The organism is Trinickia caryophylli, from assembly GCF_034424545.1.
Taxonomy (GTDB): domain Bacteria; phylum Pseudomonadota; class Gammaproteobacteria; order Burkholderiales; family Burkholderiaceae; genus Trinickia; species Trinickia caryophylli.
Window position 1 is genome coordinate 801449 of sequence record NZ_CP139971.1, and the last position, 10574, is coordinate 812022.

Here is a 10574-nt window from a genome sequence, read left to right on the forward strand (position 1 = left end):
ACGTGACCGAGCGTTTCGGCATCGTGACCGGCGATTTCGGGAACGTGACCGAGGATTTCGGCAACGTGACCGGTCGGACCGACATGCAGGTTTGGCGTTGCGCGTGACCCCAACCACGCGGGCTATGCTCGACGGCTTTGGCCGGAGAGACGATGCCCGCGCACCGGATGAACACGCGCATGATCAAGGACGTTTTACGACTGAAGTTCGACGGCGGTTTCTCGCATGATCGAATCGCCGCGTCGTTGGGCATTTCCAAGGGCGTCGTCACGAAGTACGTTGGCCTTGCCAAGGCAGCCGAGCTCGACTGGGCGAGCGCCTGCGATATGGATGAGGGCGAGCTCGAGCGGCGTTTGATGGGCAAGCCCACGGGGCCTGCGGCCTACGCCCAGCCCGACTACGGGCGCATCCACCAGGAACTGCGCCGCAAGGGCATGACGCTCACGCTGCTCTGGGAGGAGTACCAAGCCGAGTTCGCCGACCGGCAGACCTATCGTTACACGCAGTTCTGCGAGCACTACAAGAGCTTCGCCAAGCGCCTGAAGCGCTCGATGCGCCAGATCCACCGCGCCGGCGAGAAGCTGTTCGTCGACTTCGCCGGACCCACGCTGCCGTTGACGACGGGGCGACGCGCGCACGTGTTCGTCGCTGCGATGGGCGCCTCGAGCTATACGTTCGCGTGCGCCACGCCTGCCGAGACGATGGAGGACTGGCTTGGCGGCATTGCGCGAGCACTGACGTTCTACGGCGGCGTGCCGCAACTGATCGTGCCCGACAACCCACGCGCCATGATCGCTGACCCCGATCGTTACGAGCCTCGCGCTGGCGACACCGTGCTCGATTTCGCGCGGCATTACGGCACGTCCTTCCTGCCAGCGAGAACCTATCGACCGCAGGACAAGGCTAAGGTCGAGTCAGCCGTGCAAGTGGTCGAGCGCTGGATCATGGCGCGCTTGCGTCATCACGAGTTCGGCTCGGTGCAATCCGTCGATGACGCAATCAGCCCATTGCTGACGTATCTGAACGAGCGTCCCTTCCAGAAGCTGCCCGGATGCCGAGCCAGTGCGTTTGCCCAGCTCGACGCGCCCGCCTTGTTGTCGTTGCCGGCCCAGCCGTACGAACTCGCACGCTTCAAGACGGTGACGGTGCACATCGATTACCACGTCGAGGTGGGTAAGCATCGGTACAGCGTGCCGCATGCGCTCGTCGGCTTGAAGCTCGAAGCCCGCATCACCGGCGGCGCCGTTGAGCTCCTGCATCGCGGGCGTCGTGTGGCGAGCCATGCACGCAACGAGCACGTGGGCGGCTACACGACCGTCGTCGAACATATGCCCGCGGCACACCGCGCACACCTGGAGTGGACGCCGCAGCGTCTGATCCACTGGGCGCAGCAGATCGGCTCGGCAACGGCGGTGCTTGTGACGCGATTGTTGGAAGAACAGCGCCACCCCGAACACGGCTATCGGGCATGCCTGGGGCTGCTCTCGCTGTCGCGGCGCTACGGCCGGGACCGACTCGAAGCCGCGTGTGCGTTGGCACTCGAGCTCGGTGTGCATCGTTACCGACATGTGCGCGAGATCCTGCTCAACAACCGAGACCGCGCCGTCGCGATGGCGCCGGCGGACTGGACGAGCCCGAGTCATGCGCACGTGCGCGGCCCCGGCTATTACCAATAAGAAGGCACACGGCGATGATGATGCAACAAACACTGACACAGTTGCGCACGCTCAAGCTCGACGGCTTCGCCGACGGGCTCGAAGAACAACTCGCGCAGCCGGGCAGCGCCAAGCTGGGCTTCGAGGAGCGCCTGTCGTTACTGGTGGACCGCGAGACGAACTGGCGCGACGACCGGCGTCGCACACGGCTGCTCAAACATGCGCACTTGAAGTATCCGCAGGCCGCGATCGAGGATCTCGATACGCGCTCGGGCCGTGGCATCGATGCTCGCGCGCTCATGAGCCTGGCGCTGGGCGACTGGGTTCAGTCGGGCTACAGCCTGCTCATCAGTGGCCCCACCGGTGCGGGCAAATCGTGGCTCGCCTGTGCGCTGGCGCAGTACGCCTGCCGACGCGGGCACTCGGCACTGTACCTGCGTGTACCGCGACTGACTGAGGAGCTTCGGATCCTGCACGGCAACGGCGGCTTCACGAAGTGGCTCATGCAAGTGGCGCGCGTCGACGTCTTGCTACTCGACGATTGGGGAATGGCTCCACTGGACGCGATGGTGCGCAACGACTTGCTGGAGATGATCGACGACCGCGCCGCCGGCAAAGCCACAATCGTGACCAGTCAATTGCCCATCGAGCACTGGCACGGCTGGATCGGCGACGAAACGATTGCCGATGCGATGCTCGACCGACTCATGCAGCGACATCACCGCATCACGCTCAAGGGCGAGTCGCTTCGAAAAGTCGCTCCGAACCCTCAAACAAAGGAGGTCGTACTCGACGAAAGCTGATCCAGAAACCTAGAATCAACCCCGCGCAACATCGAACCCGCCAAATCGGTCACGTTCCCGAAATCGGCGGTCACGTTCGCCGAAATACGCACTCTTCGTAGCTACACGAGGACTGCATCGTGTCCTGCGAGTGATCACCGTCCCGCGCTCGTGAAAAATAACGAGATACCCCCTTCATTACTGAGCGATAACTTTAAAAACCGCAAAATCATCGGGAAATAGCTGCTTATCCGGAATAATTTTCAAAATGAGCAATCGGCCAATTTCCGCCTGCGCTTCACGCGAAAATCCCACCAAGCGTATATCACAAGTCGCGCCACCAACAGACTGATCGGTAAAAATGGTTACAAATATATCATCATCTCCACGCCACCATTGAATTCCCATAGGCATCTTCTCAGAGGACACTTCCGTTATGAATTGCTCACTCACCAACGAACAATCTCCCTCTTCACTCCATAAATGACACATACCGGACGTCGAATTTATAATCGAAAATCCGATTCCATCGAATAAAATCTTCAACTCCTCCAAGACTCTTGTTGCAGACTCATTTGACCAAACCGAATACACAAATGACGCCATATCTCACCCTTACGGAATAGGTTAACGAAATTTGAGTCTAAAACCTTCGCAGCCGCACTAATAACGGACTGCGGCGTGCCAGGCGTATAATAGAAATACGCATCGACACCACGCGCCACCGCTGTCTCGGAGTATTTTTTCAAAGACTGTACAAAAGCCCCAAAGTTTTTTTGCCTTAGCGGGTCCTCCGACCGCATAGAAGTTACCAGCTGCATCCGTTACGTCAACGTCCGTCTTCCCGCTCGATGTCTTAATAATCTCCCCGAACGGGTGCCGCTGACCGCATCCGCAACGGCCTGCTCGCGGGCGGCACCGACAGCATTCGCCGCGGCCCCTCCAGTCGAACTCGTCCCACTGGGCTCGGTCAGTCGGTTTCCTGCCGGCGCGCTCTCATCCGAGACCTGATTGCCGTTCGGCGAATGACTGTCCTCACCGCTTCCATTCGATAGAGTTGCATTGGGCGGCGCACCAGCATTTGCGCCCAGCGACGCGGTTGCCCTCTGTACTGCTCCGGAATTTACCAGAACGGTGCCCCCGCTCGGACTGAACGGACCGCCGCCCTCGAAGAATGATATGCCACCCAACCCGTTCCTGATGCCCTGCAGGATCAGGTCCGTCCTCGACTGTGAGAGCGGGCTCGTGCTCCTGCTAGCGCCCGTCAGGACATCGGCATCGGTTCCCGAGCCCTGCCCCTGCGGCAGCGAGAACTTAATGCCGAAAGCGTATTCGACTGAGTCAATCGGATGGGCCATCGTCTGCACAAGGGCATCCTTGATTTTCTCAGCTATGTCCTTTGCTTTTTGCACCGCGCTCTTTTCGCCGGTGTCATTGCCTTAGTTGTAAAGATTGACGTTCGACGTCATCGCCGCGCCGGCACTACCGCCGATCAACCCTCCCGCGAGCCCCGAGGCGATATTTCCGCTGATGTTGCCCAGCAGCGAAGATCCCGTCGCGTTAGCGATGCTGTCGCTCAATTCCTGCGTCTCACCGGCCAGCTTCGACGACAACGCCGCACCAGCCGCTCCACCGAATGCCCCGAGCGCTCCACCGCCAAGCCCCCCGATCAGCGCGCCACCCGCCGCCTGAAGCGCGGCACGACTGTCGCCTCCATCCTTCCAGTTCTGGCACTCGGCCATCGCAGCTTCCGCACCAGCTATATCGCCACTGTCCACCGCTTTCTTCGCTGCATCGAGCGCGTCATCCCGTTTCTTGTCCGCATAAGCACCGATGCCCTGCGCCACCGCCTGCCCTGCCGCCTGTGCCGCCTGCATCGTATCCGCCTGCTGCGACAGGATGTTCTGCACATCCGGCGTCTTCGACACCTTGCCGTTCGTATCGGTCGTATCCCGACTCAGGCTCGCAACGTCCTGCTGCTGATGCGACGAATCCGTCAGCGTGATCGTGCCCGCGCTCACCACACTGCGTGTCGTTGCGCTTTCGTCTCCACTTTCATTCTGGAACATCATCGGCGTCATACCACCCGAGCCACTCACCGACGATGGGCCCACCGCCTTTTGGCTCGGGCCAACTGAACCACCCGCGCTGAAACCACCGCTCGATGCGCTGTAATGCAAATGGTTTTGAATGTCGCTGTATGTCAACGTCGCGGTCGTCAGGCTGTTCTGCGACGCATCAGCCGTACTCTCGATCACCGCTCCCCTAAGATCGGTGTTGCCCTTCACCGTGATATCGAAGCCCCCCGCGCCGGCCTGAATACCCGCCTGCTCTTGCACCCCGGCATAGTTGCCGTCGGCATGACCATTTTGCGCGCTGAAGCTGGCGCCCGCGCCGCCTTGCTCCATCAGTTGGCGCTCTGAGCGAGTGCTGTAGAGCACTTGGATCAGCATGGCACCCACTTCTCCGGCGCGATGCTCGGCCGCCCACCTTGAATTCAGCCTCGTACATCCCGGCAAACAGCAGATCCATCGTCGTCAGTGCTTCGTTCGCCATCGTCCGGATCGAGCCCAATAGATGCGACTTCGGGGCGAACTCGTCCAGCTTGCGTATCGAAAACGAATTTTCGGTGAACGTGTCGGCGCCGCGCATGCTCTCCAGGAGCAAGTGAAAGGCATTCAATTAACGCTTCAGGGACCTTCCGCGATGACATGACCGTCGGTACTTCAACAGCCTGCCAAGCCATTACTTTAAAACCATTTATTTAAATTACTCCTTCCTCTCATAAACACGTAGACACAATAAGCGATCATAAAAAGGCTGCGGTGCATCGATCCGAATGCATTCCACATTGACCAACTCGTGATCAAAGTGCGACGCGAATTCGGACCCCACTTTCTCCATCGACCCTCGATCTTCGTCGGCTATATGCCCATCAAAAATCACTTGTACCGTTATATTTTCTTCCACGACAGAACAGCTCACCGCCCGGATATTCGAGCTGATGCACCCGAGAAGGGATGACTGTAGCGCAAGCAACAATCTAACTCTAAATTCATTACTCATTATGGCCTCCCGGGGACAACATGAACTCCATCCTTGCTATAGTGAATAATTCCGTTTGTTGTTGGCAACCTTTCGCCCGTGATCGGGTCAACATAGATCCCGATAACTGTTCCAAAGCTTACGCGCTCTCGATATCCCGGCTAACCAGGCGCAACATTGTTCGCCGGCTGCCCAGTTCCGGCATATTCATCTACAAGCTTTTGAGGATCAGGTACGACAACTCGCTTCGACCAGGAGTGAAGTTATTATGATCCGGCTGATGCTTACCCTGCTTGCCTGCATTAATTTCTGGCGTATCACTTCCCCCTCCATTTTCCGCAAACGTCGCATTACCCGGCTCGCGGCTCACTGTCCCCACCGAAGCATTCGCCACATGCCCCAACCCCGAATTTACCAGAACGGTGCCCCCGCTCGGCGTAAAAGGACCGCCGCCCTCGAAGAACAATATGCCACCCAACCCGTTCCTGATGCCCTGCAGGATCAAGTCCGTCCTCGACTGTGAGAGCTGGCTCGCGCTCCCGCCCTCCGCTGTCAGAAGGTCTGCATCCATTCCCGAGCTTTATGTCGGAAACGCTGCGGCTCCTTTATGCCGGAAACCCCGTGGCTCCCATATGGCGGAAGATTAGACGCGCATTGGCGCTGAGCGCGTAGCCCGTATCGGCAATACGCGCTGCAAACAGCAAGGAGTCCGCCATGACTCAGGTCAGTCAAGCCTCAGGTCAGTCAAGCCTGCCGCGTGATGGGGCACTCGAGCGACGGGTTCTGCCGATTTAAGGAACTGCACGGTCGAGGCGGGGAGGCCTCGCTGCAGGGCACCGCCAACCGCTGCTCAAGAACTGCGTAGACCCGCGGGTCGAGGCCGCCGAGGTCAAACTCACCTGGAATTTCCCGGCTACAGCCAGATCCGGATCGCAATGAAATCCTCAAACGGCATGCCCTGTCCGTTTCGCCGCAGGGGGACGGTAGCAGATGGCTGCCACGATCTGGAGACAATGCCCAAGCACCTGAAGGCGTTGGAAGTCAAATCCCCACAAGAGGGGCTGGTGCTGACCGAGGCATAGCTCGTTCGATTTTCGAATTTACTCAAACGCTAAGGCAAACACGTCGCCAGTTAATCGGCCATTCTTGTATTTATTTAACACAAGCTCGACTAGCTTTGCCGCCACAGTCACGGAACAAGCATCGTCAACGCCATCAATATAAAACGAGAAGACGGCCAAGGAGTTTTCAATTTCCCAAGAAACGAACATGTCATTGCTTGCCGAAAGCCAGAACTGAATATTTCTCACAGCACCCGACTTTATTTCGAACATCAACTTCTCTGTATCGATCACGAACTGCTCGCCTTCGCTCGACCAAGAGGTAATCCTCCCATTCCCCGGATTTGTAATCGACAGCCCTGCAGCAGTGAGGCAGCTCGCTACAAGCTCGAAAGTCAAATCGAGATCTTCAGGGATGGACACACGAAACATGCGAGATGCCATTATTCACTCCCAGAGAAAATCTTCACATTTCCCTCGCCAAGTATTTTGGTTGCTAGATTAATCGCGGACCGCGGCGTTCCTTCTGCGAAGTAGACTTGCGCCGACACGCCTCGCTGATTGGCAATAGCTTGATAGATTCGGAGCTCTTGCGCCAGTTTGCCAAGATTGTTTGCCTTCGCTGGTCCACCCACAGCAATCAAGTCGCCATTTCGCGCAACCACGTCGATGTCTGTCGACCCTATACCTGGAACAGCGACCTTTTCGCCGGAGGTCGAACCGTTGACAATATTGGCTACTTGTTCTTCACGCTCCTGTCCTGCTAAGCGCGCAGCGTCACCCGAAGCCTTGGGTCCCCCTCCTTGGGCGTCGCGACTCCCGCTGCTGAGCGTCGTATTTCCTGATGCATAACCTGCCACCTCCAACGAAACGTTTGCCGGCTGCCCCACCCCCGAATTTACCAGAACGGTGCGCCCGCTCGGACTGAACGGACCGCCGCCCTCGAAGAGGGATATGCCACCCAAACCGCACCTGACGCCCTGCAGGATCAGATCCGTCCTCGACTGTGAGAGTGGGCTCGTGCAACTCTGGCCGTGCCGGGCACCTGCTGCTCGAGCCATGAGGCAATCAATGCGCGGTGGACATCAAGCCCGGAGACAGTCGACCGAGCCCCGTGATGCACGGTATAGCGCCGCGGCGATCTCGGCGTCATCCGGTAACGGCGTATCGGGTTTAAGCCAGCCGCGTTGTTCGGCCAACGCCCGCAGTGCGGCGAGCTTTCGTCGGCCATGTAGCGACAGCGCGCCAGTTCACGCTCCGAACCCCGTGGCGCATACGCACGAGAACCTGTCGATATTGATGCACTCGATTCTCCGTCGGCCCATCACAGCCTCCTTTGGGGGGATCACCCCAACAAGCTGAGTCTGCAATGAGCATCACGATCGAGATGCTCGGCTCTTGCCCCGGCTCCTATATGTCGAAAACCGGCTGGCCCCTATATGCCGGAAACGAAGTGGCTCCTTTATGCCGGAAGTCCAGTGGATCCTATATGGCGGAAGATGACAAGCGCATTGCGCCACTTCGATCTATGGCTTTGGCGCCAGATGACCCGGCACCCAGATCCATTCGGAACCGCTCCATTTCCAATAGCCCATCACCCAGATCACGCTTGACCAGGACGGCAGTACCGGCTCCATTTCCGGCTTCCCGGGTGGACGCGGAGGTGCGTCGGGCGGCACCGACTCGCACGCGGGAAGAAATGCGAATATGACAACAGCCCCAAAAACCGACCATTTGGTTCTCTTCATCGTTATCTCAATGTCAATGACTTCGACCGATCACGTCTTAAACCATGCAACGGCCGGCCGGTCGACCAACTGCGAGAACTGCATTCAATCCTGCTGAGTGAATCTTCGCCGTCGTTCATGATTGCTCGGCCGGCGGTCACCCCAGCGCGGGGGCAAGCGCGTGACACTGCGCGACTCGCCCGACTACAGCATACCGACTTCGCCATCACCGTTCATGCCCTGGACGCAAGCCGCCGACCTCTGGCTCCACCGCGCAGGATTTGACCTGCCCCCATCAAACCGGGCCAGTCGGAACCTAGTAAAGTTCGTTTTCGGAGAGGAAGACGAACATGAAGAAGCGCTTTACGGAAGAACAAATCATCGGGTTTCTGAAGGAAGCCGAGGCCGGCATGCCGGTGAAGGAGCTGTGCAGGAAGCACGGCTTCAGTGACGCGTCGTTCTACACGTGGCGCGCGAAGTTCGGCGGCATGGAGGTGCCGGAAGCGCGCCGGTTGAAGGACCTGGAAGTCGAGAACGCGCGGCTGAAGAAGCTACTGGCCGAAGCGATGCTCGACATGGAAGCGCTGAAGGTGGTCGTCAAGGGAAAGCCCTGAGCCCACAAGCCAAGCGCGAGGCAGTGGCGGCGATTCGGGAGAAGGTCGACATCTCGGAGCGCCGTGCCTGCCGGCTTGTTGGGCTGTCTCGCAGCGTGTTGCATTACGAGTCGAAACCGGACCACGAGAACGAAGCGCTAACGGCGCGCCTGGTGGAACTGGCGCATGAGCGCCGGCGGTTCGGCTACCGGCGGCTGCATGCACTCGTGGAGCGCGAGGGCATTCACGCGAACCACAAGCGCGTGCCTCGCCTTTACCGTGAGGCTGGGCTGGCCGTGCGACGCCGTCGTCGGCGCCACGGCGTCATGATTGAACGTGAGCAGTTGGCTTTGCCGGGCGGTCCCAATGAGGTTTGGTCAATCGATTTCGTGATGGATGCGCTGTCGAACGGGCGGCGTCTGAAGTGCCTGACTATCGTCGATGACTTCACCAAGGAGTCTGTTGATATCGTCGTGGACCACGGCATGTCCGGCTTGTACGTCGCACGAGCGTTAGACCGGGCAGCACGTTTCCGGGGCTATCCCAAAGCGCTGCGAACGGACCAGGGACCGGAATTTACGAGCCGGGCGCTTGACCAATGGGCCTACGCCAGTGGCGTTACGTTGAAATTGATTCAACCGGGCAAGCCGACGCAGAATGCGTACATCGAATCGTTCAACGGCAAGTTCCGCGACGAATGCCTTAACGAGCATTGGTTCAAGAGCCTTGCACATGCCCGAGCGGTCATCGCGGCGTGGCGTCAGGACTACAACGAGGACCGGCCCCACAGCGCATTGAATTATCTTTCGCCAGCAGAGTTCGCGGCGAAACATCGGGCAACAGCGGATGCTCCTGCCACTTTCCAGGAGCTGGTTTAAAGGGACTTTGCTAGAAGCCGGTTGGCCCTACCGAAGGGGGCAGGTCAGCAGCACCCAATGCCCAAGCAGTCGCGATTCCTGGTGCGGCTCCGCCGAGAACCGTGAGACCCAGGCCCGCTGCTGCAACGTTGCCGGCACCAGGAACAGACTTGCCGCCAGGCATTGCCAGTTGCTCCGGCGTCGGCGATCCGTCTTTGTTCCCGAACATGAACGGATTGTTGTAGTACTGGTCTTTAGTGAACAGCCCGCCCGCGTTTTGCGTCAGGTACTGCGCCGCCGTCGCGTCGTAGCCAGTTCCTCCGCTCGCTGCTGCTGAATCAACTCTTATGTATCCGTTCGCAAGCAGCATGTTCTCCGCTTGGTCTTGCGTGATCTCCTTACCTATCGTTTTCTCATAAAACGCGGCGAAATCCTTGGCATGATCCTTCGCCCACTTCCGCTCATCCGGGTGGAGTTGCCGATTGTAAAGATCAGATCAACTTGAGAATCTTCAAGTCATGCTTGAATTGCTCAGCTTCTGCTTGTGGAACGCCTTGCAGGAGGTTGTCCAGGCCTTCCGCTAAGAATTGACCGGAGATCTTACCTCTCATGCTCTGCTCCGCCTCTGGATACCAGCCTCCCGATAGGACCAACTGAACAACACATAGCATTAAGTTCTCGACCTTGGACTCATACGTGCCCTCGAAGGCATAATCAACACTTCCAAGTACCTCCCGGTGAGACCATCCTCTCATGAGAGCATTGTCCCTGCAGGAATCAAAATAGGCATCAAGCGCCAACGCCTTGATGGTTTCATATGGAACTCGATCAACATTATCCTCAGTCATAGAGCT

General features: G+C 58.5%; 10 protein-coding genes and 3 pseudogenes. 3 read left to right on the plus strand and 10 right to left on the minus strand.

Annotated elements, in window-relative coordinates:
* The first annotated feature begins 152 nt into the window (after positions 1–152).
* On the plus strand, positions 153–1676 hold the full coding sequence (gene istA, locus U0034_RS22805) for an IS21 family transposase (protein ID WP_143795496.1): 1524 nt from the start codon (positions 153–155) through the stop codon (positions 1674–1676).
* Positions 1677–1690: 14 nt separating this feature from the next.
* A complete protein-coding gene (istB, locus tag U0034_RS22810) occupies positions 1691–2458 on the plus strand; it encodes an IS21-like element helper ATPase IstB (RefSeq protein ID WP_085227224.1) in 768 nt (255 codons plus the stop codon).
* Between the two features lie 177 nt (positions 2459–2635).
* On the opposite strand, the gene U0034_RS22815 is transcribed toward istB, so the two are convergent.
* The 8 genes and pseudogenes from U0034_RS22815 to bcpO all read right to left on the minus strand — a co-directional run bounded on the left by U0034_RS22815 (position 2636) and on the right by bcpO (position 8291).
* On the minus strand, positions 2636–3043 hold the full coding sequence (locus tag U0034_RS22815; RefSeq protein WP_139831246.1) for a hypothetical protein: 408 nt from the start codon (positions 3041–3043) through the stop codon (positions 2636–2638).
* 836 nt (positions 3044–3879) lie between these two features.
* A pseudogene (locus U0034_RS29275) lies at positions 3880–4845 on the minus strand (cell surface protein); the annotation flags it as partial.
* A pseudogene (locus U0034_RS22820) lies at positions 4837–5089 on the minus strand (IS5/IS1182 family transposase); the annotation flags it as partial. The pseudogenes U0034_RS29275 and U0034_RS22820, both read right to left, overlap by 9 nt.
* Before the next feature lie 413 nt (positions 5090–5502).
* Positions 5503–5625, minus strand: a pseudogene (locus U0034_RS29280) (polymorphic toxin type 50 domain-containing protein); the annotation flags it as partial.
* Between the two features lie 68 nt (positions 5626–5693).
* Complete coding sequence (locus tag U0034_RS22825; protein ID WP_199187131.1) at positions 5694–5987, minus strand: polymorphic toxin type 50 domain-containing protein; 294 nt, start codon at positions 5985–5987, stop codon at positions 5694–5696.
* A 595-nt stretch (positions 5988–6582) separates the two neighbouring features.
* A complete protein-coding gene (locus U0034_RS22830) occupies positions 6583–6987 on the minus strand; it encodes a hypothetical protein (protein WP_139831245.1) in 405 nt (134 codons plus the stop codon).
* Complete coding sequence (locus U0034_RS22835; RefSeq protein ID WP_162801016.1) at positions 6987–7508, minus strand: hypothetical protein; 522 nt, start codon at positions 7506–7508, stop codon at positions 6987–6989. The genes U0034_RS22830 and U0034_RS22835 overlap by 1 nt, the downstream gene beginning before the upstream one ends.
* 561 nt (positions 7509–8069) lie before the next feature.
* Positions 8070–8291 carry a CDI system lipoprotein BcpO gene (bcpO, locus tag U0034_RS22840; RefSeq protein ID WP_085230874.1) on the minus strand — a complete coding sequence of 74 codons (222 nt, stop codon included), beginning with the start codon at positions 8289–8291 and terminating at the stop codon, positions 8070–8072.
* A 329-nt stretch (positions 8292–8620) separates the two neighbouring features.
* Between bcpO and U0034_RS22845 the strand changes: the two genes are divergently transcribed.
* Positions 8621–9741, plus strand: a protein-coding gene (locus U0034_RS22845; RefSeq protein WP_143795572.1) for an IS3 family transposase whose coding sequence is annotated in 2 segments (ribosomal slippage) — positions 8621–8879 and positions 8879–9741 — 1122 coding nt in all. Because the reading frame shifts where the segments join, the coding sequence is not laid out codon by codon here.
* A gap of 10 nt (positions 9742–9751) precedes the next feature.
* Here the strand turns inward: U0034_RS22845 and U0034_RS22850 are convergent.
* Positions 9752–10090 carry a hypothetical protein gene (locus U0034_RS22850; RefSeq protein ID WP_139831206.1) on the minus strand — a complete coding sequence of 113 codons (339 nt, stop codon included), beginning with the start codon at positions 10088–10090 and terminating at the stop codon, positions 9752–9754.
* 121 nt (positions 10091–10211) lie between these two features.
* Positions 10212–10568, minus strand: coding sequence for a hypothetical protein (locus U0034_RS22855; RefSeq protein WP_085229611.1), 357 nt, complete (start codon positions 10566–10568; stop codon positions 10212–10214).
* Between the last annotated feature and the right edge of the window lie 6 nt (positions 10569–10574).